At 72.4% G+C, this 25,230-nt stretch carries 22 protein-coding genes and 1 pseudogene; 13 read left to right on the forward strand and 10 right to left on the reverse strand.

Annotation, left to right across the window (positions count from 1 at the left end; all coding sequences use genetic code 11):
• Nucleotides 1-118 precede the first annotated feature (118 nt).
• Nucleotides 119-1,048, reverse strand: a complete 930-nt coding sequence (locus ACFWR9_RS12645; RefSeq protein ID WP_383839812.1) for an NADP-dependent oxidoreductase — start codon at nt 1,046-1,048, stop codon at nt 119-121.
• Between the two features lie 176 nt (nt 1,049-1,224).
• Here ACFWR9_RS12645 and ACFWR9_RS12650 point away from each other — a divergent pair, with 176 nt between their 5' ends.
• The 9 genes and pseudogenes from ACFWR9_RS12650 to ACFWR9_RS12690 all read left to right on the forward strand — a co-directional run bounded on the left by ACFWR9_RS12650 (nt 1,225) and on the right by ACFWR9_RS12690 (nt 10,347).
• Nucleotides 1,225-1,866: an MBL fold metallo-hydrolase gene (locus tag ACFWR9_RS12650; RefSeq protein ID WP_383839815.1), complete on the forward strand. Its 642-nt coding sequence runs from the start codon at nt 1,225-1,227 to the stop codon at nt 1,864-1,866.
• Entirely contained in the window at nt 1,863-2,885 is a 1,023-nt protein-coding gene (locus ACFWR9_RS12655; RefSeq protein ID WP_383839818.1) for a zinc-binding alcohol dehydrogenase family protein, read from the forward strand. The genes ACFWR9_RS12650 and ACFWR9_RS12655 overlap by 4 nt, the downstream gene beginning before the upstream one ends.
• Nucleotides 2,886-2,931: 46 nt before the next feature.
• A complete protein-coding gene (locus ACFWR9_RS12660; RefSeq protein WP_383839821.1) occupies nt 2,932-4,509 on the forward strand; it encodes a methylmalonyl-CoA mutase in 1,578 nt (525 codons plus the stop codon).
• Between the two features lie 38 nt (nt 4,510-4,547).
• Nucleotides 4,548-4,940 (forward strand): annotated as a pseudogene (locus ACFWR9_RS12665) (cobalamin B12-binding domain-containing protein); the annotation flags it as partial.
• A gap of 137 nt (nt 4,941-5,077) precedes the next feature.
• Nucleotides 5,078-5,167: a helix-turn-helix domain-containing protein gene (locus ACFWR9_RS12670; protein WP_383839824.1), complete on the forward strand. Its 90-nt coding sequence runs from the start codon at nt 5,078-5,080 to the stop codon at nt 5,165-5,167.
• Nucleotides 5,168-5,284: 117 nt separating this feature from the next.
• Complete coding sequence (locus ACFWR9_RS12675) at nt 5,285-5,569, forward strand: hypothetical protein (RefSeq protein ID WP_383839827.1); 285 nt, start codon at nt 5,285-5,287, stop codon at nt 5,567-5,569.
• Between the two features lie 208 nt (nt 5,570-5,777).
• Entirely contained in the window at nt 5,778-7,244 is a 1,467-nt protein-coding gene (locus ACFWR9_RS12680; protein WP_383839831.1) for an aldehyde dehydrogenase family protein, read from the forward strand.
• A 26-nt stretch (nt 7,245-7,270) separates the two neighbouring features.
• On the forward strand, nt 7,271-8,839 hold the full coding sequence (locus ACFWR9_RS12685; protein ID WP_383839834.1) for a GMC family oxidoreductase: 1,569 nt from the start codon (nt 7,271-7,273) through the stop codon (nt 8,837-8,839).
• Complete coding sequence (locus tag ACFWR9_RS12690; RefSeq protein WP_383839837.1) at nt 8,836-10,347, forward strand: APC family permease; 1,512 nt, start codon at nt 8,836-8,838, stop codon at nt 10,345-10,347. Before ACFWR9_RS12685 ends, ACFWR9_RS12690 begins: the two co-directional genes overlap by 4 nt.
• On the opposite strand, the gene ACFWR9_RS12695 is transcribed toward ACFWR9_RS12690, so the two are convergent.
• Both ACFWR9_RS12695 and ACFWR9_RS12700 read right to left on the reverse strand, forming a co-directional pair.
• On the reverse strand, nt 10,344-10,940 hold the full coding sequence (locus ACFWR9_RS12695) for an ATP-binding protein (protein ID WP_383839840.1): 597 nt from the start codon (nt 10,938-10,940) through the stop codon (nt 10,344-10,346). The genes ACFWR9_RS12690 and ACFWR9_RS12695 overlap by 4 nt on opposite strands.
• 198 nt (nt 10,941-11,138) lie before the next feature.
• A complete protein-coding gene (locus ACFWR9_RS12700) occupies nt 11,139-11,516 on the reverse strand; it encodes an STAS domain-containing protein (protein WP_383840051.1) in 378 nt (125 codons plus the stop codon).
• 240 nt (nt 11,517-11,756) lie between these two features.
• Here ACFWR9_RS12700 and ACFWR9_RS12705 point away from each other — a divergent pair, with 240 nt between their 5' ends.
• A complete protein-coding gene (locus ACFWR9_RS12705) occupies nt 11,757-12,683 on the forward strand; it encodes an RNA polymerase sigma factor SigF (protein ID WP_383839843.1) in 927 nt (308 codons plus the stop codon).
• Nucleotides 12,684-12,750: 67 nt separating this feature from the next.
• Here ACFWR9_RS12705 and hutI read toward each other — a convergent pair whose 3' ends face one another.
• Genes hutI through hutU form a run of 4 tightly spaced genes read right to left on the reverse strand, consistent with a single transcriptional unit; the run spans nt 12,751 to nt 18,246 of the window.
• Nucleotides 12,751-13,926, reverse strand: coding sequence for an imidazolonepropionase (gene hutI / locus ACFWR9_RS12710; protein ID WP_383839846.1), 1,176 nt, complete (start codon nt 13,924-13,926; stop codon nt 12,751-12,753).
• A gap of 47 nt (nt 13,927-13,973) precedes the next feature.
• Nucleotides 13,974-15,323: a formimidoylglutamate deiminase gene (locus ACFWR9_RS12715; protein WP_383839849.1), complete on the reverse strand. Its 1,350-nt coding sequence runs from the start codon at nt 15,321-15,323 to the stop codon at nt 13,974-13,976.
• The gene (locus ACFWR9_RS12720; protein ID WP_383839852.1) at nt 15,320-16,540 is read right to left on the reverse strand and encodes an allantoate amidohydrolase; all 1,221 of its coding nucleotides are present in this window, start codon (nt 16,538-16,540) and stop codon (nt 15,320-15,322) included. The genes ACFWR9_RS12715 and ACFWR9_RS12720 overlap by 4 nt, the downstream gene beginning before the upstream one ends.
• Nucleotides 16,537-18,246, reverse strand: coding sequence for a urocanate hydratase (hutU, locus tag ACFWR9_RS12725; protein ID WP_383839856.1), 1,710 nt, complete (start codon nt 18,244-18,246; stop codon nt 16,537-16,539). The genes ACFWR9_RS12720 and hutU overlap by 4 nt, the downstream gene beginning before the upstream one ends.
• Nucleotides 18,247-18,423: 177 nt before the next feature.
• Between hutU and ACFWR9_RS12730 the strand changes: the two genes are divergently transcribed.
• Nucleotides 18,424-19,809 (forward strand): diaminopimelate decarboxylase, encoded by a 1,386-nt coding sequence (locus ACFWR9_RS12730; RefSeq protein ID WP_383840054.1) that lies wholly within the window; start codon nt 18,424-18,426, stop codon nt 19,807-19,809.
• A gap of 97 nt (nt 19,810-19,906) precedes the next feature.
• On the opposite strand, the gene ACFWR9_RS12735 is transcribed toward ACFWR9_RS12730, so the two are convergent.
• Together ACFWR9_RS12735 and ACFWR9_RS12740 are read right to left on the reverse strand one after the other, a co-directional pair.
• Entirely contained in the window at nt 19,907-20,494 is a 588-nt protein-coding gene (locus ACFWR9_RS12735; RefSeq protein ID WP_383839858.1) for a hypothetical protein, read from the reverse strand.
• Nucleotides 20,495-20,606: 112 nt separating this feature from the next.
• Nucleotides 20,607-21,503 carry a MurR/RpiR family transcriptional regulator gene (locus ACFWR9_RS12740; protein WP_383839861.1) on the reverse strand — a complete coding sequence of 299 codons (897 nt, stop codon included), beginning with the start codon at nt 21,501-21,503 and terminating at the stop codon, nt 20,607-20,609.
• A gap of 195 nt (nt 21,504-21,698) precedes the next feature.
• Here ACFWR9_RS12740 and ACFWR9_RS12745 point away from each other — a divergent pair, with 195 nt between their 5' ends.
• On the forward strand, nt 21,699-22,121 hold the full coding sequence (locus ACFWR9_RS12745; RefSeq protein WP_383840057.1) for a hypothetical protein: 423 nt from the start codon (nt 21,699-21,701) through the stop codon (nt 22,119-22,121).
• A 360-nt stretch (nt 22,122-22,481) separates the two neighbouring features.
• Here the strand turns inward: ACFWR9_RS12745 and ACFWR9_RS12750 are convergent, their stop codons facing one another.
• Nucleotides 22,482-23,867 carry a cystathionine beta-synthase gene (locus ACFWR9_RS12750; protein ID WP_383839865.1) on the reverse strand — a complete coding sequence of 462 codons (1,386 nt, stop codon included), beginning with the start codon at nt 23,865-23,867 and terminating at the stop codon, nt 22,482-22,484.
• Nucleotides 23,868-24,044: 177 nt separating this feature from the next.
• Here ACFWR9_RS12750 and ACFWR9_RS12755 point away from each other — a divergent pair, with 177 nt between their 5' ends.
• Entirely contained in the window at nt 24,045-25,070 is a 1,026-nt protein-coding gene (locus tag ACFWR9_RS12755; protein WP_383839868.1) for an SGNH/GDSL hydrolase family protein, read from the forward strand.
• Nucleotides 25,071-25,230 lie beyond the last annotated feature (160 nt).

Consider the following 25,230-nt stretch of genomic DNA (forward strand, 5'->3'; position numbering starts at 1 on the left):
TGGGGGCGTACCTCGCGGATCACCTCGACGAGGAGCGCGGCGGCGGCGTCGACGTGGGGCCGCCCCCCGCCCCCCGGGGGGGGGGGCGCCCTTCTTTCGGTCGGCGGGACGCGCCGGTTCAGGTCGTTTCGACCGCGAGGACGACCTTGCCGCGTACATGGCCGGTCTGCACGAGCTCATGGGCCCTGGCCGCGTCGGCGAGCGGGAACTCGGCGCTCACGTGGACCCGTACCTCGCCGCGGTCCGCCATCGCCACCAGCTCGGCCAGATCGCGCGGGTCGGGGCGGACGAAGACGTAGCGTCCGCCGAGCCCCGTCACGTCACCGGAGATGGAGGCGAGCCGCCCGCCCGGCCGCAGCAGCGCAGGCGAACCGGCCAGGGTGTCCCCGCCCATGAGGTCGAAGACGGCGTCGACACCCTCCGGGGCCAGCGCGCGCACCCGGTCGGCGAGCCCTGGGCCGTAGGTCACCGGCTCCGCGCCGAGCGACCGGAGGAAGTCGTGATTGCGCGCGCCGGCCGTACCGATGACGCGGGCTCCGAGGGCCCGGCCGATCTGGACGGCGAGCGAGCCGACCCCGCCGGCCGCCGCGTGGACGAGCAGCACGTCGCCGACGACGATCTCCAGGTGGCGGCGGAGTGCCTGGTACGCGGTGAGGCCGGCGGCCGGCAGTCCGGCCGCCTCCCGCGCGTCGAGGGAGCGCGGCTTGTGCGCGAGGGTCCGGACGGGCGCGGCCACGAGTTCGCCGTACGTACCACGCTGCATGTGGTCGGCGCGGACGTAGCCGACCACCTCGTCGCCGGGGGCGAACTCGGTGACGCCGAGGCCGGTCCGTTCGACCACACCGGACAGGTCGCAGCCCATCACCATGGGGAACTGGGACTCGAACCAGTCGTCGATGTAGCCCTCGCGGATCTTCCAGTCGGCGGGATTGACGCCCGCGTACCGTACCCGGACGAGCACGACGTCCGGGCCGAGGCGCGGCTCGGGGAGGTCCATGAGTTCCAGGACCTCCGGTCCTCCGTAGCGCTGGATGGCGATGGCCTTCACGGACGAACTCCCTGTTGGGACGACGGATGTACGGGCGGCGGATGTACGGGCGGCGGATGCCGGTGCCCGGGTGTGGGCGACCGGCGGCCGACGTCACTATAGGGCAGACTTGAGTCAGGGTTCTGTGACACCTACGACGATTGACATATGACCGAAGACTCAGTCAAAGTCGCGTCATGCTCGTGCTGTCCGCCGCCACCGGCAAGTTCGGAACGAACGTCCACATCGTCGCCGCGGGACCGGGAAACCCCTGCCTCGTCGTCGACCCCGGACACGGCTCCCGCGAGGCGGTCCTGCGGGCCGTCCGCGCCCACCGCCTCGAACCCGAGGCCATCCTGATCACGCACGGCCACATGGACCACACCTGGGACGCCGTGCCGCTCGCCCGGCACTACGGCGTCCCGGCCTGGATCCACCCGGCCGACCGCTATCAACTCGGCGCTCCCGCCAAGGGACTGCCCGACTCGTTCCCCCGCGAGCTGCTCGTCGGCCACCCCGACCAGGAGCCCGACGAGGTCCGCGAACTCCCCGAACTGGGCGGTGAACTGACCTTCTCCGCCGGCACCGTCACGGTGCTGCACACGCCGGGCCACACCAGCGGCTCGGTGATGTTCCGCTTCGACAGCGGTGACGCTCCCCTGCTCGCCACCGGTGACACCCTGCTCGCGGACGGCCCGGGACGCGCGGACGCGCCGACCGCGAGCCCCACGAGCATGGAGGGCTCCCTCCGCATGGTCACCGGTCTCTGCCCGGACGACACCCGGTTGCTCACCGGCCACGGCCCCACCACCCACCTCAGCCAGACGGGAATCCGATGACGAACACCGCCCCGACCCCCACGGCCTCCGGCAGTCGTATGCGCACCGTCCGCTTCGACGCCTTCGGCGCCCCGTCCGTCCTCACCGTCGGGGACGTCGACGCGCCCGCCCCCGAGGCCGGCCAGATCACCGTCGACGTCCAGTACGCGGGCGTGAACTTCGCCGAAGAGATGTTCCGCCGCGGCCAGTTCCCGGTCGGCCTGCCGCACTTCCCCGGCCTTGAGGCGGTCGGCACCGTACGCGCCGTGGGCGAGGGCGTCACCGGCTTCGAGCCCGGCGAACGGGTCGCCGCGCTCACCCTGGGCGGCGGCGGCAACGCCGAGGTGGTCGCCGTCGGCGCCGAGCACGTGATCCACCTGGACGGGGAGCTCGCCGGTCTGGACGGAGCCGTGGCGGCCGGCGCCCTGTGCAACGTCACCACCGCCCTCGGTGTGCTCACCTCCGCCGGCCACCTCGCCAAGGGAGAGACCGTGGTCGTCCTCGCCGCGGCGGGCGGCGTCGGTACGGCCGCGGCACAGCTGGCCCGCTCGCTCGGCGCGGGCACGGTCATCGGCGTGACCAGCTCCCCCGTGAAGGCGGAGTACGCGCGCGGCTTCGGCTACGACAGCGTCGTGTCGTACGAGGAGCTGGAGCAGGAGGTCGCCGAGCGCACCGGGGGCGCGGGCGCGGACCTGGTCCTGGACTCCGTCGGTGGCGCGTTCCGGTCGTCCGTGACCGGGCTCCTGGCCGCCTTCGGCCGGCACGTCATCTTCGGCAACGCGGCGGCCGAGGACGTCACCTTCGAGGGCAACCATCCCTGGTACACGAACAGTTCCCTCGCCGGATACAACCTGGGCGGCGTCGCCGGCCGCGCGCCGGAGCTGCTCCGCGCCCACCTGGAGCGGTCCCTGACGGAGGTCGCCACGGGCGGCGTCCGCGTGGACGTGACCGTGTTGCCGCTGTCCGAAGCGGCACGCGCGCACGAACTCCTGGAGACCAGGGCGTCCACGGGCAAGTACGTCCTCGATGTCCGGTCCTGACCGGGGCACGGCCAGTAGACACTCGGTGGAAGACGGGGGATTACGCATGTCGCGCGAGTCGGAGTCGGGGCTGCTCGTCGAACCGGTCTACGGGCCGGACGCCCTGGCGGGCTGGGAACCCGCGGAGAAGCTGGGCGAGCCGGGGAAGTACCCCTTCACCCGGGGCGTGTACCCGTCGATGTACACGGGCCGGCCGTGGACGATGCGCCAGTACGCCGGTTTCGGCACGGCCGTGGAGTCCAACACCCGCTACAAGCAGCTGATCGCCAACGGCACCATGGGCCTGTCGGTCGCCTTCGACCTGCCCACCCAGATGGGCCACGACTCCGACGCCCCTATCGCGCACGGCGAGGTCGGCAAGGTCGGCGTGGCCATCGACTCGGTCGACGACATGCGGGTCCTGTTCGACGGCATTCCGCTGGACAAGGTCTCGACGTCGATGACCATCAACGCCCCCGCCGCGCTGCTGCTGATGATGTACCAGCTCGTCGGCGAGGAGCAGGGGGTGAGCGCGGACCAGCTCACCGGCACGATCCAGAACGACGTGCTGAAGGAGTACATCGCGCGCGGGACGTACATCTTCCCGCCCAAGCCCTCGCTGCGGCTGGCCGCGGACATCTTCAAGTACTGCCGGGCCGAGATCCCGAAGTGGAACACCATCTCGATCTCCGGCTACCACATGGCCGAGGCCGGTGCCTCGCCCGCGCAGGAGATCGCCTTCACCCTGGCGGACGGCATCGAGTACGTGCGCACGGCGGTCGCGGCCGGCATGGACGTCGACGACTTCGCGCCCCGCCTGTCCTTCTTCTTCGTGGCCCGTACGACGATCCTGGAGGAGGTCGCCAAGTTCCGTGCGGCCCGCCGGATCTGGGCCCGGGTGATGAGGGAGGAGTTCGGCGCGCAGAACCCCAAGTCGCTGATGCTCCGCTTCCACACCCAGACCGCCGGCGTGCAGCTCACCGCCCAGCAGCCCGAGGTCAACCTGGTCCGCGTCGCCGTGCAGGGCCTCGCCGCCGTCCTCGGCGGCACCCAGTCGCTGCACACCAACTCCTTCGACGAGGCCATCGCGCTGCCCACCGACAAGTCGGCGCGCCTCGCCCTGCGCACCCAGCAGGTCCTCGCCTACGAGACCGACGTGACCGCCACCGTCGACCCCTTCGCCGGCTCCTACGTCGTCGAGAGGATGACCGACGACATCGAGGCCGCCGTCCTGGAGCTGATGGCCAAGGTGGAGGAGTTGGGCGGCGCGGTCCACGCCATCGAGCGCGGCTTCCAGAAGGACGAGATCGAGCGCTCCGCGTACCGGATCGCCCAGGAGACCGACTCCGGCGAGCGCGTCGTCGTCGGCGTCAACCGCCACACCATCGACGTCGAGGAGCCCTACGAGCCGCTGCGCGTCGACCCGGCCATCGAGGCCCAGCAGGCCGAACGCCTCGCGAAGCTCCGCGCCGAACGCGACCAGCAGGCCGTCGACACGGCCCTGGCCGCCCTGAGGAAGGCCGCGGAAGGCACCGACAACATCCTCCACCCGATGAAGGACGCCCTCAGGGCCCGCGCCACCGTCGGCGAGGTCTGCGACGCGCTCCGCGAGATCTGGGGCACCTACAGCCCCGCGACCACCTGAGGCATCGCAACAGCACAGCAGAAGACAGGGGGAATCCGATGGACACGCCGATCCGGGTCGTGATCGCCAAGCCCGGCCTCGACGGGCACGACCGAGGAGCGAAGGTCATCGCTCGCGCCTTGCGGGACGCGGGGATCGAGGTCATCTACACGGGGCTCCACCAGACGCCGCGCCAGATCGTGGACACCGCCGTCCAGGAGGATGCCGCCGGCATCGGCCTGTCGGTGCTCTCCGGCGCCCACATGACGCTCTTCGCCGAGGTCCTCAGGCTCCTCGACGAGGCCGACGCACGGGACATCACCGTCTTCGGCGGCGGCATCATCCCGCAGGCCGACATCCCGGCACTCCGCGAGATGGGCGTGGCCGCACTCTTCACCCCCGGTTCGCCCACCCGTGACATCGCCGCGTGGGTGACCCGGAACGTCGCCGCACTCAAGGTGGTGAAAGCCACGTCGATGTGCGCGCATCTGTACGGGCGACGGGCGGCGAAGCACCGGGCTGCCCGCGCGGTGGCCATGGCGACCGGCGAGGCCGAGGGGTGAAAAGGTTCCGGCCGCAGCCCGGGTTCGTGGTGCAGGCGTTCCGGTTCGCCCTGGACCCGAACGCCGTGCAGGAGGCCGCGTTGCGCTCGCACTGCGGCGCCGCGCGTGCCGCGTAGGGAGGAGTCCTACGGCGTCCCCGAGGCCGGGCTGACGCAGTGGCGGCCGTGGTCGCTGCCCGCGCTGCGCAAGGCGTTCAATGCCGCCAAGCACACCGACCCCAGGTTCGCCGCCTGGTGGGAGGAGAACTCCAAGGAGGCATACGTCGGGTCCCCGGCCTCCGTCTCTCGGGCGGGCGACGGCTGTACGAGGTGCTGCGCGACGGCCGGTTCGTGCTGGTCGCCCATGGCCGGCCGGTACCGGAGACGGAGTGGCTGCGTCTCGCCGCTCCCGCCGGGAACCTGACCGGACCCTTGTTGATCCGCCCCGACGCCCATATCGCCTGGGCGGCCGACTCCCCGGACCCCGAGGGCCTGCGCGCGGCGCTGCGGCACTGGCCGGTGGCGTCGGCGCGGTCTTGAGGCGATCGCCGAGCACTTCGGCCGGGCGCCCGACGGCCGCCGCGGCGACCTCTCTCTAGCCCAACCAGGTCTGATCCCCGCCCGCCCCTCCCTCCCCCGGTGCGTCCACGTGGCCGATGCGAGCCGAACGGACGATGTTGGTGGGCGGCGTGTGCCGCGCCGCCGAGACGTCGCGGCACCGGACGGGTACGAGAGCGAGGGAGCCGCGATGTCGGAACTGTTCGTCGACGGAGAGTGGACCGGCGCCGTGGGCGGAGCGCGACGGGACGTGGTCAACCCGTTCGACGCGTCCGTCGTGCAGCAGGTCGACGAGGCGGACGAGGCCGACGTCGACCTCGCCGTACGGGCCGCCCGGCGCGCCTTCGACCGGGGCGACTGGGCGTCGGCGCCCACCCGCGAGCGGGCCGACGTGCTGCTGAGGGTGTCTCGTTTCCTGCTGCGCGACCAGGAGGAGATCGCCCACGTCGAGTCGCTGGACACCGGCAAGACCCTCAAAGAGGCGCGGATCGACGTGGAGGACGTCTCCAACGCGTTCCGCTACTTCGCCGAGATCGCCGACAAGGACGGCGGCCGGGTCGTGGACGTGGGCCCCGACGTGCTCAGCCGGGTCACCTACCACCCCATCGGGGTCTGCGCGCTGATCGCGCCGTGGAACTACCCGATGCTCCAGGCGTCCTGGAAGGTCGCCCCGGCCCTGGCCGCGGGCAACACGTTCGTGCTCAAGCCCAGCGAGACGACCCCGCTGTCCACGATCCACATGATCCGCCTGATCGCCGAGGCGGGGGCGCCGCCCGGCGTCGCCAACCTGGTGCTCGGCCCCGGCTCCACCGTGGGCGCGGCGATGTCCGCCCACGAGGACGTGGACCTGGTCTCCTTCACCGGCGGCCTGGCCACCGGGCGCCGGATCATGGAGGCGTGCGCGCCGAGCGTGAAGAACCTCGCGCTGGAGCTCGGCGGCAAGAACCCCAACGTGGTCTTCGCCGACTGCGACTTCGACGCCGCCCTCGACTACGCGCTCGACGCCGCGTTCCTGCACTCGGGGCAGGTCTGCTCGGCCGGCTCGCGGCTGATCGTGCAGGACGAGCTGCACGACCGGTTCGTGGAGCGGCTGGCCGCCCGCGCGCGGGCCATCCGGCTGGGCAGTGGCCTGGACCCGGCGACCGAGAGCGGGCCGCTCAGCTCGGCGGAGCACCGCGCGAAGGTCGAGAGCTATCTGGAGATCGCCCGCGCCGAGGGCGCCCGCCTGGTCTGCGGCGGCACCCGGCCGGACGACCCGGACCTCTCCCGCGGCTTCTTCCTGCTGCCCACCATCTACGCCGACTGCGACCGCTCCATGCGCATCGTGCAGGAGGAGGTCTTCGGGCCCGTCGTCACGGTGGAACGCTTCCGCACCGAGGACGAGGCCGTGGAACTCGCCAACGACACGCGGTACGGCCTGGCCGGCGGCGTCTGGACGAGCGACGCGTCCCGCGCCCAGCGGGTTGCCGGACGGCTGCGGCACGGCACCGTCTGGATCAACGACTTCCACCCCTACCTGCCCCAGGCGGAGTGGGGCGGCTTCGGCCGCTCCGGGTTCGGCCGGGAGCTCGGGCCCACCGGGCTGCGCGAGTACCAGGAGGCCAAGCACATCTACCAGAACCTGCGGCCGGCCCCTTCCGGCTGGTTCAAGGGCTGACCGGACAGGGCGAGAGAGGGCGACGCATGGACGACGAGACGACGACCTACGACTACGTGATCATCGGCGGCGGCACGGCGGGCTCGGTGCTGGCCGCGCGGCTGAGCGAGGACCCGGCCTGCCGGGTGTGCGTGGTGGAAGGAGGTCCCAGCGACGTCGGCGACGAGCGCATTCTGCGGCTGCGCAACTGGATCAACCTGCTCGGCTCCGAGTTCGACTACGGCTACACCACCGTGGAACAGCCGCGCGGCAACTCGCACATCCTGCACTCCCGCGCCCGCGTGCTCGGCGGCTGCTCCTCGCACAACACGCTGATCAGCTTCCTGCCGTTCCCGGAGGACCTCGACGAGTGGGCGGCCCGCGGCTGCGACGGCTGGGGACCCGACACGATCCTGCCGTACCGGCAACGGCTGCAGAACACGATCGTTCCCGTCGGCGCCGCCGACCGCAACCCGATCGCCCAGGACTTCGTCACCGCCGCCGCCTCCCGGCTCGGTGTCCCGGTCGTGGAGGACTTCAACGCCCGTCCCTTCACCGACGGCGCCGGCTTCTTCTCCCTGGCGTACGACCCGGAGACCAACATCCGCTCCTCGGCCTCGGTCGCCTACCTGCACCCCGTACTGGACCGGCCGAACCTGACGCTGCGTCTGGAGACCTGGGCGTACCGGCTGCTGCCCGACAGCGAGGGCCGCTTCACCCGCGTCCAGGTCCGCAACCCCGACGGCTCCCTGTCGACCCTGGAGGCCGAGGCGGAGGTCCTGCTGTGCGCCGGGGCCATCGACACGCCGCGGCTGCTCATGCTCTCCGGCATCGGCCCCGCCGACCACCTGCGCGACCTGGGCATCGAGGTCCGCGCGGACCTGCCCGGCGTGGGCGAGAACCTGCTGGACCACCCCGAGTCGGTGATCGTGTGGGAGACCCGCGGACCGCTGCCGCCCAACTCGGCCATGGACTCCGACGCCGGCCTCTTCGTACGCCGCGACCCGGCGGGCGGCCCCCGCCCGGACCTGATGTTCCACTTCTACCAGGTGCCGTTCACGGTCAACACCGAACGGCTGGGCTACCCGGCCCCGCAGCACGGCGTCTGCATGACCCCGAACGTCCCGCGCGCCCGTTCCGTCGGCCGCATGTGGCTGACCAGCGCCGCCCCGGAGGTCAAACCGGCCCTGGACTTCCGCTACTTCACCGACCCGGACGGACACGACGAGCGCACCATCGTCGACGGTCTGCGGATCGCCCGCGAGGTGGCGGCCACCGCCCCGCTCAGCGACTGGCTGCTGCGCGAGGTGGCCCCCGGCCCGGACGTGACGTCGGACGCGGACCTGTCCGCGTACGGGCGCCACGCCGCGCACACCGTGTACCACCCGGCGGGGACCTGCCGGATGGGCGCCGACGACGATCCGTTCGCGGTGCTCGACCCGCAGCTCAGGCTGCGCGGGCACGACGGGCTGCGCATCGTGGACGCGTCCGTCTTCCCCACGATGCCGACGATCAACCCGATGGTCACGGTGCTGCTCGCCGCCGAACGCGCGGCGGACCTCATCACCGCCCGGCCCGCCCCGCGTCCGCTGACGACGGAAGGACAGGCACGGTGACCCACCCAGCGACGCCGGGCGGCGCCGCGGACGCCGGCCCCCAGGAAGGCGAGTCGGAGTTCCGCAAGGAGATGGGTCCGTGGGCGAACTTCGCCCTCGGCTTCACCTATCTGTCCCCGGTCGTGAGCACGTACACCCTCTTCGGCACGGCCCTCGCCGACGGCGGCCCGCCGATGATCTGGGCGTTCGTGCTGGCGGGCTGCGGTCAGTTCCTCGTCGCCCTGGTCTTCGGCGAGGTCGTCGCGCAGTACCCGATCGCGGGCGGGGTCTACCCGTGGGCGCGGCGGCTGTGGGGCAAGCGCTGGGCGTGGATGACCGGGTGGGTGTACCTGTGGGCGCTGCTCGTCACGATCACCTCGGTCGCCTACGGTGCCGGGCCCTACATCGCCATCCTGCTCGGCTACGACGCCACCGTGCACACCACGGTGCTGTGCACGATCGCCCTGATCGTCATCGCGGTGCTCATCAACTACGCGGGCACCAAGGCCCTGTCGTGGGCCGCGCTGATCGGTTTCAGCGCGGAGCTGATCGGCGCACTCGCCGTCGGCGTCATCCTGCTCACCACGCACCGCTTCCACGGCCTCGACGTGCTCTTCGACGACTACGGCGCCGCCGGCGACGGCTCCTACCTGCCCGTCTTCCTGGGGGCGGCGATCATCGGCTTCTACCAGTACTACGGTTTCGAGGCATGCGGGGACGTAGCGGAGGAGGTGGCGCATCCCGGCAAGGTCATCCCCAAGGCGATGCGACGCACCATCTACGTCGGCGGGGCGGCGGCGACGTTCACCTGCCTGACACTGCTGCTGGCGGTCGTGGACTACCGGGCGGTGATCTCGGGCGAGGACAGCGACCCGGTGGTCCGGGTGCTCTTCGACGCGCTCGGGGAGACCGGCGCGCGGCTGGTGATGGCCGTGGTCCTGATCTCGTTCCTGTCCTGCACGGTCAGCCTCCAGGCCGCGGCGGGACGGCTGATCTACTCGTACGCCCGGGATGAGATGATCATCGGCCACAAGCTGCTGCGGAAGTTCTCACCGAAGCGCGCGGTGCCCGAGTACGCCCTGCTGCTCGCCGCCGTCATCCCGGCCCTGATCGCCGTGGGCTCGCTGATCTCCACGGACGCCCTCACCAAGATCGTCTCGTTCGCGATCCTCGGCATCTACGCGGCGTTCCAGATGGTCGTCCTCGCCGCGCTGCGGGCCCGCCTCAAGGGCTGGCGGCCGAGCGGCGAGTTCCGGCTGGGCCGCTGGGGCCTGCTGGTGAACGCCGGGGCGCTCGCCTACGGCCTCTTCGCCATCATCAACATCTCCTGGCCGCGCACGCCGGACGTCCCCTGGTACGACAACTGGATCGTGCTGCTCAGCGGCGGCATCGTGGTGGCGGTGGGGCTCGTGTACATGTTCACGACCCACCACTACGGCCGCAGCGACGCGCCGGCGGGAGTCGCGATCCCGGACCGGGGCAACGCGAACGCGGGCCGGGGGAACCAGGGAAAGGCGAACCCGGACTAGGCCGGTGCCCCCAGCTCCGCCCACACCCGCTTGCCGGCCACTCCCGGCGTCCGTACCACGCCCCAGTCCAGGCACAGCCGCTGCACGATGAACATGCCGTGTCCGCCGGGGCGTCCGGCCCGGTGCGGTGTGCGCGGCGCCGGCTGGCCGGTACCGCGGTCGGAGACCTCCAGCCGGATCACCTTCTTCTCACAGGTGATCCGCAGCTCGTCCGGCCCCTCGGCGTGCAGACAGGCGTTGGTGACCAGCTCGGACACCACGAGCAGTACGTCCTCGGCGGCGGCCCGCTGGTCCGCGGTGGCGGAGGGCAGCCAGCCCCACGCGTACAGCGCTTCGCGGGTGAAGTCACGGGCGAGCGGGACGACCCCGCTCGCGTCCTCGAAGTTCAGCAGACGGACCTGTCGCCCGCCCCCGGAGGCGGGTCCGGGCGGGGCCGGAGCCGCGGTCCCGGACGGGGCCGTTCCCGCGGGCACGGGCACGGGAGCGCCCATCACGGCGGCCTGCCCCGCGGGCACGCCCCCCTCGGACTCCCCGGAAGCGCCGCCGGACTCCGGACCGCGGTCGCCCGGCGAGTAGGGCCGGGTGGTGCTCATCAGCGCTTCACCTCACCGATCCACCAGTTCACAATTTCAAAGTCTTGGTCAGGAAAGTCGTACACAGCAGACTCAGGGTCTCTCCTGCCCGACCGGGCGCTCCGAACACCCCTGTATTCGGCACGAAACACGGGACGGGGCGAAAACGCCCGTCCCGCGAGGCGCACGAAACCCGCCGACGGCCGGACAAGAACCAGCTCAGTCGGACTCGTCGGCCAGGGCGGCCGCAAGCGTGTCGTGCAGGGTGAAGACCGCTTCGGCCCCCGTGATCTCGAACACACGGGCCACCACCGGCTGCATGGCCACCAGATGCACACCGCCCCCCGCGGCCTCCGCCTTCAGCCGCGCGCCGAGCAGGACGTTGAGTCCCGTGGAGTCGCAGAACTCCAGGCGCGAGCAGTCGACGACAAGCCGGTTGAATCCCTTGTCGAGGCACTCCTCCAGCGGCTCGCGCAACAGATCGGCGGTGTGGTGATCCAACTCACCCGCCGGGGTCACGACGGCGCTGGGGCCCTCTTCCCGTACCTCGACCAGAAGCCGGCCCGACTGGGCACTGCCGACCGTCCCGCGGTCCATGGCGTTTCTCTCTCCCGAGGTCATGACTGCTTGCTGACGACCTCGAACACTACGCCTTCCCTACGCACTCCGACACCCGAACAACCGCACACAAACGGACATAAGCGTACAGAATACACTTGCGATCGGCTCGGTAAACCCGGTAGGCCTAGTAGGACACGTAAAACGACACGGCCGGCTTTGGAGGCGCCGCACACCGCAGTGCACGTATTTGGCTTCGGCAGCCCTGTGCCGAGAACGATGGAGGACACCATGTCACCCCGGCTCGACGGATCGCGTACCCAAGAAGCGACGTCGACACTCCCTCCGGAGCATCTGGATCCCATCGAGCACCCTGACGCGGTCGTCGACCACGACGGCGCACTCGCCGGGCTTCCGGACATCCCCGCGTACGACGAGGTCGCTCCGGCGGACGCCAGGGCCCTGTCCAAGACCCTCTTCGAGCGACTGGAGTCGCTGGAGGAAGGCACCCACGAGTACGCGTACGTACGCAACACGCTCGTCGAGCTGAACCTGGCTCTGGTCAAGTTCGCCGCCTCCCGCTTCCGCTCGCGCAGCGAGCCGATGGAGGACATCATCCAGGTCGGCACGATCGGCCTGATCAAGGCGATCGACCGCTTCGAGCTGTCGCGCGGTGTGGAGTTCCCCACGTTCGCGATGCCCACCATCATCGGCGAGATCAAGCGCTTCTTCCGCGACACCTCGTGGTCCGTGCGCGTCCCGCGCCGCCTCCAGGAGCTGCGGCTCGACCTCGCCAAGGCCGGCGACGAGCTGGCCCAGCGGCTCGACCGCGCCCCCACGGTGACCGAGCTGGCCGAGCACCTCGGCCTGTCGAAGGACGAGGTCGTCGAGGGCATGGCGGCGTCGAACGCCTACACCGCCTCCTCGCTGGACGCCCAGCCGGAGGAGGACGACGCCGAGGGCGCGCTCGCCGACCGCATCGGCTACGAGGACCACGGGCTCGAAGGCATCGAGTACGTCGAGTCGCTGAAGCCGCTGATCGCCGAGCTGCCCGCCCGGGACCGGAAGATCCTCTCCCTCCGGTTCGTCGCCGGCATGACCCAGTCGGAGATCGGCGAGGAGCTGGGCATCTCCCAGATGCACGTCTCGCGGCTGCTGTCGCGCACACTCGTACGGCTGCGCAAGGGGCTCACGGTCGAGGAGTGATCCTCACCGGGTGACGCTTGCCCTCCAGGGGGGTGGTCCGAGGTCGGGCCGCCCCCCTTCGGGCTGCTCAGACCACGCGTACGCCGCGCCGCCAGACCCCGCTGACCAGGGGCACGCCCGGCCGGTAGGCGAGGTGCACGTGGCTCGGGGCGTCGAGGAGCGTCAGGTCGGCGTACGCGCCCGGCGTGAGGCGGCCGACGTCGTCCCGGCGCAGCGCGGCGGCGCCGCCCGCCGTGGCCGACCAGACCGCCTCGTCCGGTGTCATCCCCATGTCCCGCACCGCGAGCGCGACGCAGAACGGCACGGAGGACGTGAAGGACGAGCCGGGGTTGCAGTCGGTGGACAGCGCGACCGTGACCCCCGCGTCGACCAGGCGCCGGGCGTCCGGCCACTTCGCGCGGGTGGAGAACTCGGCGCCCGGCAGCAGCGTGGCGACCGTGCGGCTGCCCGCCAGCGCGTCCACGTCGGCGTCGGTGAGGTGGGTGCAGTGGTCGGCGCTGGCGGCGTCGAGTTCGACCGCGAGCTGGACGCCGGGGCCGTAGGAGAGCTGGTTGGCGTGGATGCGGGGGTGCAGACCCTTGGCCTTGCCCGCGGTGAGGATCGCGCGGGCCTGGTCGCCGTCGAAGGCGCCCTTCTCGCAGAACACGTCGATCCAGCGGGCGTGCGGCGCGCAGGCGTCGAGCATCTCGCCGGTGACGAGGGCCACGTAGGCGGCTGGGTCGTCGGCGAGTTCGGGGGCGACGATGTGCGCGCCGAGGAAGGTGACCTCGTCGGTGTGGCGGGCGGCGACGCGCAGGGCGCGGGACTCGTCGGCGGTGGTCAGGCCGTAGCCGGACTTGGTCTCGAAGGTCGTCGTGCCCTGGCGCAGGGCCTCCGCGAGGTAGCGGGTGAGGCCCGCCTCCAGTTCGGTGTCGCTCGCGGCGCGGGTGGCGGCGACGGTGGTGCGGATGCCGCCGGCGCTGTAGGGGCGGCCGGACATGCGGGCGTTGAACTCCTCGGTGCGGTCGCCGCCGAAGAGGAGGTGCGAGTGCGAGTCGACGAAGCCGGGCAGGACCGCCCGGCCGCCGGCGTCGACCCGGTTGTCAGTGGCGGGTGCTTTGCTTGATTCACCGGTCCACGCGACGCGGTCGCCGTCGATGACGACGGCCGCGTCCCGGACCAGTCCGAGCGGAGAGTGGTCACCGAGGGAGGGGTCGTTGGTGACGAGTGCGGCGATGTTGGTGATGACGGTGCTGGTACTCATGGTGTCCGTGGCGTCCTCGTGGGGGCGGGGGCGGTCGGTGGTCGTTGCTACGCGCGCAGGGCTTCCACGGCCCGCGCGAGGGCCTGCGGCACCTCGGGTACGAGGGCGTGCGCCCCGTCGCGTACGACGTGCCGTCCGCCCACGATCGTGTGCCGTACGTCCGCTGCCGTCGCGGCGAATACGGCCGTCTCGGCGCCCAGCCTGGGCAGTGGCCCCGCCGTTCTGACCGAGTCGAGGGCGACCGTCGCGAGGTCGGCGCGGGCGCCGGTCTCGATCCGGCCGGTGTCGTCCCAGCCGAGGGCGGCGTGGCCGTCGGCGGTGGCGGCGCGCAGGAGTGCGGCGGCGGTCCAGTGGCCGCGGGTGCGGGTGCGCAGGCGCTCGTTCAGCTCCATGGCGCGCGCCTCTTCCAGCAGGTCGACGACGGCGTGGCTGTCGGAGCCGAGGGAGAGGGGCGAGCCCGCCCGCTGGAGGGCGGCCGCGGGGCCGATGCCGTCGGCGAGGTCCCGTTCCGTGGTGGGACACATGCAGGTGCCGGTGCGGCTGCCGCCGAGCAGGGCGATGTCCTCGTCCGTGAGGTGGGTGCTGTGGACACCGGTGGTGCGCTCTCCCAGCACGCCGTGGTCGGCCAGCAGGCGGGTGGGGGTGCGGCCGTGGGCGCGGTGGCAGGCGTCGTTCTCGGCGGTCTGCTCGGACAGGTGCACGTGCAGCGGGGCCCGCCGTTCGGTGGCCCAGCGCGCCACGGTCGCCAGCTGGTCCGCGGGCACGGCCCGGACGGAGTGGATCGCGGCCCCGATCCGTGCGTGATCCCGTTCCTTGAGAAGTGAACAGCGTTGCGCCCAGGCGTCCGCCGTCCCGTCGGAGAAGCGGCGCTGGTGGGTGTTCGGGGGCTCGCCGAAGCCGGCCGACAGATAGCAGGTGTCGAGGAGGGTGATGCGGACACCGGCTTCGGCGGCGGCCTCGATCAGCGCCTCGCCCATCGCGTTGGGGTCGGCGTAGAGGGCGCCGCCGGGCGCGTGGTGGACGTAGTGGAACTCGCCGACGGCGGTGATGCCGGCCAGCGCCATCTCGGCGTACACCGCGCGGGCGAGGTCGCGGTAGGTGTCCGGGGTCAGCCGGTCGGCGACGGAGTACATGACCTCGCGCCAGGTCCAGAAGGTGCCGGAGCCGACCTGGACGGTGCCGCGCAGGGCGCGGTGGAAGGCGTGGCTGTGGGCGTTGGCCAGGCCGGGCAGCGTCAGTCCGCGCAGGATCTCGGCGCCGGGGGGCGGGGTGGGGGTGTCCTGGTGGACGGCGGTGATGCGGCCGTCCGTCACCTCTACGGCGACGCCCGGCTCGACGTGCGTGTCGAGCCAGGCGTGCTCCAGCCAGTAGGTCCGGGTCCGCTCGGTGGGGGTCACGTGCAGGCCAGCCCTTCCAGTACGTCGGCGAGTGCGTTCACCCCGGCCACGCAGTCGTCCTCGGCCGCGTACTCGGCCGGGGAGTGCGAGACGCCGGTGGGGTTGCGTACGAACAGCATGGCGGTCGGGATGCGGCCGGAGAGGATTCCGGCGTCGTGTCCGGCGCCGGTGCCGAGCACGGGGACCTTCAGCTCCGTGCCGCCGCCGCCCAGGATGCGGGCGAGTTCGTCGCGCAGGGCGTGGTCGAACTCGACGACGGGCGTGAAGGACTCGCGGACCACGTCGAGGTCGGCTCCGTGGGCCGCGGCGTACTCGCGGGCCGCCCTCTCCACCCCGCCGACCACGGCGTCCAGGCTCTGCTGGTCGGCGGCGCGGGAGTCGAGCCAGCCGCGGACGAGGGACGGGATGGCGTTGACGCCGTTGGGCTCGACACTGATCTTGCCGAAGGTGGCGACGGCGCCCGCGAGTTCGGCCTCGCGGCGGGCGGCGAGGACGGTCTCGGCGTAGGACAGCATCGGGTCGCGGCGGTCGGCGAGGCGGGTGGTGCCGGCGTGGTTGGCCTCGCCCCGGAAGTCGAACCGCCAGCGTCCGTGCGGCCAGATGGCGGAGGCGATGCCGATCCGGTCGCCGGACAGGTCGAGGGCGCGGCCCTGCTCGACGTGGAGTTCGACGAAGGCGCCGATGCGGGCGAGTCGCTCGGGGTCGGGGCCGAGGGCCTGGGGGTCGTACCCGGCGTCCTCCATGGCCCGCGGGAGGGTGACGCCGTCCCCGTCGGTCAGCCGGTGGGCCTGCTCCACGGTGAGCGCGCCCGCGGTGAGCCGGGAGCCGACGCAGGCCAGGCCGAAGCGGGCCCCCTCCTCGTCGCCGAAGTTGACGATGCCGAGCGGCCTGGTGAACCGCGCTCCCCGCCCGCGCAGCTCGTCCAGGGCGGCGAAGGCGGAGACGACACCGAGGGGTCCGTCGAAGGCGCCGCCGTCGGGCACGGAGTCCAGGTGGGACCCGGTGACGACGGCGTCCCCGGCGGCCGGGTCACCGAGCCAGGCCCACTGGTTGCCGTTGCGGTCGGTCTCGTAGGCCAGCCCGCGTGCCTCGGCCTGCTCCTGGAACCAGGTACGGCAGTCGGCGTCGGCGCCCGTCCAGGCGTAGCGGCGGTAGCCGCCGGAGGCGGAACTGCGGCCCATCGGCAGCAGCTCCGCCCACATGCTGTGGAAGCTCACGCGTCGTCACCCTCGCGCGTCGCGCCACCCTCGCGACCTTCGCGCATCGGCACCCGCACGCCCCGATCCCCGGCGACCGAGTCCGCGATGTCGTACCCGGCGTCGACGTGCCGGATGACGCCCATGCCGGGGTCGTTGGTGAGGACGCGGCGGATCTTCTCCCCGGCGAGTGCGGTGCCGTCGGCGACCGTCACCTGCCCGGCGTGGATGGAGCGGCCCATGCCGACGCCGCCGCCGTGGTGGAGGGAGACCCAGGAGGCGCCGGAGGCCACGTTGACCATGGCGTTGAGCAGCGGCCAGTCGGCGATGGCGTCGGAGCCGTCGAGCATCGACTCGGTCTCCCGGTACGGGGAGGCGACGGAGCCGCAGTCGAGGTGGTCGCGGCCGATGACGATCGGGGCGGCCAGCTCGCCGCTCGCGACCATGTCGTTGAACCGCTCGCCGGCCTTGTCGCGCTCGCCGTAGCCGAGCCAGCAGATCCGGGCGGGCAGGCCCTGGAAGTGGACCCGCTCACCGGCCATCTTGATCCAGCGGGCCAGGGACTCGTTCTCCGGGAAGAGGTCGAGGATCGCCTTGTCGGTCTTGGCGATGTCGGCGGGGTCGCCGGACAGGGCCGCCCAGCGGAAGGGGCCCTTGCCCTCGCAGAACAGGGGGCGGATGTAGGCGGGGACGAAGCCGGGGAAGGCGAAGGCCCGGTCGTAGCCGGCCAGCTGGGCCTCGCCGCGGATGGAGTTGCCGTAGTCGAAGACCTCGGCGCCGGCGTCCTGGAAGCCGACCATGGCCTCGACGTGCCGGGCCATGGACTCGCGGGCCCGCGTGGTGAAGCCGGCCGGGTCCTTGGCGGCGGCGTCGGCCATGTCCTCGAACGCGATCCCGGTGGGCAGGTAGGCCAGCGGATCGTGGGCCGAGGTCTGGTCGGTGACGATGTCGATGGGGGCGCCCATGGCGAGCAGCTGCGGGACCAGCTCGGCGGCGTTGCCGAGGACGCCGATGGACAGCGGCTTGCGCCGGTCCCTGGCCTCGGTGGCGAGCTGGAGGGCATGGTCGAGGGAGTCGGCCTTGACGTCGAGGTAGCGGTGCTCGATGCGGCGGTCGATGGCGCGCGGGTCGCAGTCGATACAGATCACGACGCCGTCGTTCATGGTGACGGCGAGGGGCTGGGCGCCGCCCATGCCGCCGAGGCCGGCGGTGAGGGTGATGGTCCCCGCGAGGGTGCCGCCGACCCCTTTACCAATGGAATGCAGCTTGGCGGCGACGGCGGCGAAGGTCTCGTAGGTGCCCTGGAGGATGCCCTGGGTGCCGATGTAGATCCAGGAGCCGGCGGTCATCTGCCCGTACATGGTCAGGCCGAGGGCCTCCAGCCGGCGGAACTCCTCCCAGTTGGCCCAGTCGCCGACGAGGTTGGAGTTGGCGATGAGGACGCGCGGGGCCCACTCGTGGGTCTGCATGACGCCGACCGGGCGGCCGGACTGGACGAGCATCGTCTCGTCCTGCTTGAGCCCCTGGAGGGTGCGGACCATGGCGTCGAAGGAGCGCCAGTCGCGGGCCGCCTTGCCCGTGCCGCCGTAGACGACGAGCTTGTCGGGGTGCTCGGCGACCTCGGGGTCGAGGTTGTTCTGCAGCATCCGCAGGGCGGCCTCCTGCTGCCAGCCCAGGGCACTCGGCGTCGTACCGCGTGGCGCTCGGACAGGGCGGGGTCCGGACATGATCTGCCTCCTGGTGGCTTGCTCCCGGCGGATTGTCGCTACGGATATTCACATACTCGCTTCGTGAATAGAACTAGTCAATACGTTCGTGTCCCGCGCCGGGCTCGTGCGAGTGTTTGGCTGGATGCGTAGGCAGGCTGCGACGACAGGGAGGATCGCGTGAGCGACGGCACGGGCATGAGCGGTGACCTCGACGGCACGGGGACGGAGCGGGCCGTGCGGCGGGACGGGGCGGTGCGGGCGGCCGTGGAGCAGGGGCTGCTCCGACCCGACGTCCCGATCGTCGGGCTCCTTGACGTCGCCGGGATCCGGGAGTCGGCGGCGGCCCTGCGGGCGGCGTTCGACGCGGTGACGGCGCCCGGTACGCCCGTGCTGCACGCCTTCGCGGTCAAGGCGACCCCACTGGTCCCGGTGGTGCGGCTGCTGCACGAGGAGGGCATCGGCGTGGAGGTGGCGAGCCCCGGCGAGCTGGCGCTGGCCCGGGCGGCGGGGGTCCCGCCGGAGCGGACGGTGCTGGACTCGCCCGCGAAGACACCGGCCGAGCTGCGGGAGGCGCTGGAGCTGGGGATCGCGGTCAACGCGGACAACCCCCAGGAGCTGGAGCGCCTCGACGCCCTGGTGAAGTCCCTGCCCGACACCGCCTCGCCCCTCGGAATCCGGGTGAACCCGCAGGTCGGCGGGGGTTCCATCGAGGCGCTCTCGACGGCGACCGCGACCTCGAAGTTCGGCGTGGCGCTGCGGGACGAGGGGGCGCGGGAGTGGGTGGTGCGGGCCTGTCTCGACCGGCCGTGGCTGACCCGGCTGCACACCCACACCGGGTCCCAGGGCATCCCGCTCACCCTGATGGCCGAGGGCGTGGCCGCGTCGTACGCGCTCGCCGAGGAGATCAACGAGCGGGCCGGGCGGCAGCAGGTCGACACCCTGGACATCGGCGGCGGGCTGCCGGTGAACTTCGCGTCGGACGACGAGTCACCGACGTACGCCGAGTACGCGCGCGTCCTGCGCGAGGCGGTACCGGGGCTGTTCGACGGGCGGTACGGACTGGTCACCGAGTTCGGGCGGTCGCTGCTGGCCAAGCACGGCACGGTCGTGGCGCGCGTGGAGTACGCCAAGAGCGCCGGCGGGCGCCCGGTCGCGGTGACGCACGCGGGCGTGCAGGTAGCGACGCGGACGGTGTACGCGCCGGGGGCGTGGCCGTTGCGGATCGCCGCGTACGACGGCAAGGGGTTGCCGAAGGAGGGGCCCGCCGTGGTGCAGGACGTGGCGGGACCGGCCTGCTTCGCGGGTGACCTGCTGGCCGTGGGGCGGGCGATGCCGTTGCTGGAGCAGGGGGACTACGCGGCGGCGCTGGACACGGGGGCGTACTACTTCGCGCATCACTACGCGTACAACTCGCTGGCGCGGCCTGGGGTGTATGGGTTCGTCTCCGACGAGGGCGGGGACATTGCCTTCGCCACCGTGCGGGAGGCCCAGCGCGTTGAAGAGATCGTGGCCGAGGCGGGTGGGGTCTACGCCGATGCGCTGACCGTCGCCGATCGCCGTGGGGGTTCTGGTCGTTCGTAGGCCGACGGTTCGTTGTGGCTGGTCGCGCCCACGCGGCGGAGCCGCATGATGTCGCCGCCCCGCGCCCCTGGGGGGCGCTACGCGCCTCCCCCCTTGGTCAGACCGGTGTCGGGGACTTGCGCCTCGCGCCGCCCGGGGACGCGTCGCCCGCCGCGATGCCCGTGGTGCGGTAGGCCCTGACCGTCTTGCCCGCCGGGCGGCCGGTGTCGTCGGCGAGCCAGTCCACGCGGACCCACAGCAGGGCGTCGCCGGACTGCTCGCGGCGGCCGATCCAGGCGGACTTGAGCCACAGGCCCGCGCCGCAGCCGGCCATCAGCAGTCCGCCCGCGGCGGGCACGGCGAAGGCGCTGCCCAGGGCGGCGAGGAAGGCGAGGAGCAGCCACCAGCGGTGGCCCCGGCGCCAGTTGCGCAGGGTCACCGCGCGGTCCTGCAGTACGTCGTGCTTGCCCGCGCGGGCGGCCGAGCCGGCCAGGGCCGTGTAGCGCCTGCGCCGCGTCCACGCCACGACGGCCGTCGCGACGATGAACAGCGCGGCACCGGCCAGTACGCCGATCCGGTGCCCGGTCAGCCCCGGCACCAGCACGCCGACGCCCGCCGCGAGAACGCCCAGCCACCACAGCGGTGCGGCTCCCGCCCGTACGACGACGGCGACCCGAGCCAGCCCCACCTGTCCTCCGCGCGCCACGTCCTGCCTCCCGTCCCGTTGCTGCCCGTGCGATACGTCTGAAGGGTGTGTCAGGCGCCGCACTGTAACGGGGCAAGCTGAGACGAGTCTGAGAACGCGTCCGCCGTCCGGGTCACTCCACGAACAGTCCCCGCGCCGCGGCCTCGGTGTCGAACTCCTCCAGCCGGGCCTGCGCGTCCGGCAGGTCGTCGCACATCGCTTCGAGCAGCACCCGGCCGAGCAGCATCGGCGCGCAGGCGGTGTCGAAGGCGAGGCCGGTGCCGACGGCGGCGGGCAGCAGCAGGTCGGACACCTTGGCGACCGGCGCGAAGGCGGAGTCGGCGACCGTCACCACCATGAGCCCGGCCTCCTTGGCGTGGGTGAGCGCGTCGACGACCTCGCGCGGATGCCGGGGCAGGGCGAAGCAGAGCAGGGCGGTGGCGCCGGCCCGGACGGCGGCGTCGACGCGGTCGTGGAGCATCGTGCCGCCCTCGTTGAGCAGCCGGACGTCCGGGTGGACCTTGGCGGCGAAGTAGGCGAAGCCGTGCGCCTGGGCCGCGGCGGCCCGCAGTCCGAGCACCGGCAGCGGCCGGCTCCCGGCAAGCAGGCGGCCCGCCTCCCCCACCGGCCCCGGGTCGGCCAGCACCTCCGCCAGATGCCGCAGGTTCTCGATCTCGGCCGCCACCGCCTGCTGGTACTCGTTGCGGTAGTCGGTGCCGGCGTCCGGTTCCGCCGGGGCGACCTCGCGCAGGTGGCGGCGGAGCGCCGGGTAGCCGTCGAAGCCGAGCGCGACGGCGAAGCGGGTCACGGACGGCTGGCTGACGCCCGCCAGTTCGGCCAGCTCCACACTCGACAGGAAGGGCACCTCGGGTGCGCGGCGCACCATGCTGTGCGCGATGCGCCGCTGGGTCGGCGTCAGCCGGTGCCCCTCGAAGAGCGCCTGCAGGCGCGCGGCCGGGCTGTCGGCCCCGTTGGCGCCGCCGGTCGCGCCGGTCGCGCCGGTCCCGCTGGTCCCGCTGGTCCTGCTCATGGCGTGCTCCCCCTTGGTCTATTCACGTCGCCCGGTCACTGCATACCTTTATACAGCGAGGCGGCCGCACGATGCCGAGCGCCGTCTCCCGGCCGGCCGCCGCACGGCCCCTTACGGGGCATCCCCCGCCGGAAACGGGGGCTGTCCCCAGTGCCACCGCCTCCCCGGCCGCCTACCTTGAGGGACATGACGGGAATGGACGCGCGGGACGCCGACCTCAAGAAGGAACTCGACGCCACCCTGCAGACCCGCAGGGAGCTGGGTGAGGAGTACGAGTCCGCGCTGGTCGACTCGTTCCTGGAGAAGGTCGACCAGCGCATCGACGGCGCGGTCGAGCGCCGGGTGCGCCGGCAGCTCGCCGAGCAGCAGATGAGCACGGCCCGGGAGAGCCGGACGCCGAGGTCCACGGACTCCTTCGGCGAGCGCTTCGGCTTCGGCATCGTCTCGCTGGTGCTGGCGGTCCCGCTGTCCGCGATCGGCGGCGGAGTCGCCGGCCTCTCCGGACTGCTGGTCGCCTGGGCGGGCATCGTCGGGGTGAACGTCGTCCAGGCCGCCCGCACCAACCCGGGCCTGTTCGGACGCCGCCGCGCCGGGCGGGGCGACGCCTGGGAGGACTGACAGAAGGACGGGCAGTAGGACTGGCAGAAGACTGCGCGGGGACCGCCGGCACCCCCATCACTGGGGGCCGGGACGACGGCGGTCCCCGCGTCCGTGGCGTCCGTGGAGGTCCGGGAGCCGCTCCGGAGGGCCCGTGACGCCGTTCGGCGCCGGCGGGACCGGGGAGCCTCCCCCAGTGCTTAACGCCTGGGAGGTACCCCCACCAACCCTGCCGACACCCCATACTCTGCCGGTCGCGTGTTAAGCGACTGCTGCGCGCACATGACGTGCGCGTACCACTTCCGCGAAGTCCACGAAGATCGCGGAGCGGGTCAAGTCGGCGGTGCGCACCGGGGGTTCACCCGGCGGACACCGCCGGTTCTACTTCCCCCGGGCCAGGAAGGACAGCAGGTCCTGACGGCTCACCACGCCGGTCGGCTTGCCCTCGACGAGGACGATCGCCGCGTCGGCGCGGCCGAGCACCGACATCAGGTCCTCGACCGGCTCGCCGGAGCCGACCTGCGGCAGCGGGGCGGACATGTGCTTCTCCAGCGGGTCGTCCAGCGAGGCGCGCTTGGTGAACAGGGCGTCCAGCAGCTCGCGTTCCACGACCGAGCCGACGACCTCGGCAGCCATCACGTCCGGGTGACCGGCGCCGGGCTTGACGATGGGCATCTGCGAGACGCCGTACTCGCGCAGCACCTCGATGGCCTGACCGACCGTCTCGTCCGGGTGCATGTGGACGAGGGAGGGGATGGAGTCGCCCTCCTTGTGGTTCAGGACGTCGGCGACGCGGGCGCTGGGACCGGCGTCCTCCAGGAAGCCGTAGTCGGCCATCCACTCGTCGTTGAAGATCTTGCTGAGGTAGCCGCGCCCGCTGTCCGGCAGCAGCACGACCACCACGTCGTCCTCGCCGAGCCGCGCCGCCACCTCCAGCGCCGCGACGACCGCCATGCCGCAGGAGCCGCCCACCAGCAGGCCCTCCTCCTTGGCGAGGCGGCGGGTCATCTGGAAGGAGTCCTTGTCGGAGACGGGGACGATCTCGTCGGCGACGGTCCGGTCGTACGCGGTCGGCCAGAAGTCCTCGCCGACGCCCTCGACCAGGTACGGCCGTCCGGAACCGCCGGAGTAGACGGAGCCCTCGGGGTCGGCGCCGATCACCTGCACGGCGCCGTCGCTGACCTCCTTCAGGTAGCGGCCGGTGCCGGAGATGGTCCCGCCGGTGCCGACGCCGGCCACGAAGTGGGTGAGCTTCCCGCCGGTCTGCTCCCACAGCTCGGGGCCCGTGGAGTGGTAGTGGGAGAGCGGGTTGTGCGGGTTGGAGTACTGGTCCGGCTTCCAGGCGCCCGGCGTCTCGCGGACCAGCCGGTCGGAGACGTTGTAGTAGGAGTCCGGGTGCTCGGGGTCGACGGCGGTCGGGCAGACGACGACCTCGGCGCCGTACGCGCGCAGGACGTTGATCTTGTCGGTGGACACCTTGTCAGGGCAGACGAAGATGCACTTGTAGCCCTTCTGCTGGGCCACGATCGCGAGGCCCACGCCGGTGTTGCCGCTGGTGGGCTCGACGATCGTGCCGCCGGGCTGCAGCTCTCCGCTCTTCTCGGCGGCCTCGATCATGCGCAGGGCGATGCGGTCCTTCACCGAGCCGCCCGGATTGAAGTACTCCACCTTGGCCAGGACGGTAGCCCTCAGGCCCTTGGTCACGCTGTTGAGCCGCACCAGCGGGGTGTTGCCGACGAGGCTGATCATCGAGTCGTGGAAATGCACCGTGGTCTCCGGATGCCGCAAAGGATGGGTCGTTTATCGGTCCGGCCAGCCTATGGCCTGCCCGGCCCGTGCACCCGCACGTGCCCCGTGACGGTCGTTCACTCCCCGTTGAGATTGGGCGACCGTCCGTACGGGGCAAGGAGTGGGTGTACGGCTTGGAGGAGGTGGCGGCGACGTATGACGAGCATGTCCAGAGCGAGGGTGGCCCGCCGGATCGCGGCGGGAGCGGCTTACGGCGGCGGCGGCATCGGGCTGGCCGGTGCGGCCGCGGTCGGTCTGCTGCTGGCGGAGCTGCAGCTGGCCAGGCGCCGGGTGGGCATCGGCACGCCCGACCGGGTGCCGAACGCGCGGGGTCTGTACGGGGACGGCCGGCCGACGGCCGGTGAGCCGCCGCTGCGGCTGATGATGCTGGGCGATTCCACGGCCGCCGGGCAGGGTGTGCACCGGGCCGGTCAGACACCGGGCGCGCTGCTGGCCTCGGGCCTCGCGGCGGTGGCGGAGCGGCCGGTGGACCTGGGCTCGGTGGCGGCGCCGGGGGCGTGTTCGGACGACCTGGACCGGCAGGTGGCGCTGGTGCTCGCGGATCACGGCCGGGTGCCGGACATCTGCGTGATCATGATCGGCGCGAATGACGTCACCCACCGGATGCCGGCGACCCTCTCGGTCCGGCATCTGTCGGGGGCGGTGCGGCGGCTGCGCACGGCCGGCGCGGAGGTGGTGGTCGGCACCTGCCCGGACCTGGGCACGATCGAGCGGGTGCGGCAGCCGCTGCGCTGGCTGGCCCGGCGCACCTCGCGGCAGCTGGCGGCGGCGCAGACCATCGGCGCCGTGGAGCAGGGCGGGCGCACGGTGTCGCTGGGCGATCTGCTGGGCCCGGAGTTCGCGCAGAACCCGCGCGAGCTGTTCGGCCCCGACAACTACCATCCCTCCGCGGAGGGGTACGCCACGGCCGCGATGGCCGTCCTGCCGTCGGTGTGCGCCGCGCTCGGCCTGTGGCCGGCCGAGGAGGAGCACCCCGACGCCCTGCGCCGCGAGGGCTTCCTGCCGGTGGCCCGGGCAGCGGCGGAAGCGGCATCCGAGGCCGGCACGGAGGTCGCTGCGGCGATGCCGACGGGGCCCCGGGGGCCGTGGGCACTGCTCAAGCGCCGCCGGCGCCGCAGGGTGTCGGAAACGGAGCCGACACCGTCGGCACAGCCGAGATAGGGGGTGTGGCGCTCACCGGCACTGGCCGGGTGCCGCTGTCGGTTTTCAGCCCGTCCGGCGTTTGAGGACGAGGCCGTCCAGGCCGAAGCGGGGGTCTGGGGGCGGCAGCCCCCAGGGACGCCCCCCACAACCCCCCGCACCCATAACCCCCCCCCACCGC

Origin of the sequence: Streptomyces sp. NPDC058534, assembly GCF_042717365.1 — a bacterium.
Taxonomy (GTDB): domain Bacteria; phylum Actinomycetota; class Actinomycetes; order Streptomycetales; family Streptomycetaceae; genus Streptomyces.

Excerpts from the sequence above, each read along its gene's own strand:
- ACFWR9_RS12650 (WP_383839815.1), top strand. The coding sequence starts at position 1,225 with ATGCTCGTGCTGTCCGCCGCCACCGGCAAGTTCGGAACGAACGTCCAC.
- ACFWR9_RS12655 (WP_383839818.1), top strand. The coding sequence starts at position 1,863 with ATGACGAACACCGCCCCGACCCCCACGGCCTCCGGCAGTCGTATGCGC.
- ACFWR9_RS12660 (WP_383839821.1), top strand. The coding sequence starts at position 2,932 with ATGTCGCGCGAGTCGGAGTCGGGGCTGCTCGTCGAACCGGTCTACGGG.
- ACFWR9_RS12680 (WP_383839831.1), top strand. The coding sequence starts at position 5,778 with ATGTCGGAACTGTTCGTCGACGGAGAGTGGACCGGCGCCGTGGGCGGA.
- ACFWR9_RS12685 (WP_383839834.1), top strand. The coding sequence starts at position 7,271 with ATGGACGACGAGACGACGACCTACGACTACGTGATCATCGGCGGCGGC.
- ACFWR9_RS12695 (WP_383839840.1), bottom strand. The coding sequence starts at position 10,940 with ATGAGCACCACCCGGCCCTACTCGCCGGGCGACCGCGGTCCGGAGTCC.
- ACFWR9_RS12700 (WP_383840051.1), bottom strand. The coding sequence starts at position 11,516 with ATGGACCGCGGGACGGTCGGCAGTGCCCAGTCGGGCCGGCTTCTGGTC.
- ACFWR9_RS12705 (WP_383839843.1), top strand. The coding sequence starts at position 11,757 with ATGGAGGACACCATGTCACCCCGGCTCGACGGATCGCGTACCCAAGAA.
- hutI (WP_383839846.1), bottom strand. The coding sequence starts at position 13,926 with ATGAGTACCAGCACCGTCATCACCAACATCGCCGCACTCGTCACCAAC.
- hutU (WP_383839856.1), bottom strand. The coding sequence starts at position 18,246 with ATGTCCGGACCCCGCCCTGTCCGAGCGCCACGCGGTACGACGCCGAGT.
- ACFWR9_RS12730 (WP_383840054.1), top strand. The coding sequence starts at position 18,424 with ATGAGCGGTGACCTCGACGGCACGGGGACGGAGCGGGCCGTGCGGCGG.
- ACFWR9_RS12740 (WP_383839861.1), bottom strand. The coding sequence starts at position 21,503 with ATGAGCAGGACCAGCGGGACCAGCGGGACCGGCGCGACCGGCGCGACC.
- ACFWR9_RS12745 (WP_383840057.1), top strand. The coding sequence starts at position 21,699 with ATGGACGCGCGGGACGCCGACCTCAAGAAGGAACTCGACGCCACCCTG.
- ACFWR9_RS12755 (WP_383839868.1), top strand. The coding sequence starts at position 24,045 with ATGACGAGCATGTCCAGAGCGAGGGTGGCCCGCCGGATCGCGGCGGGA.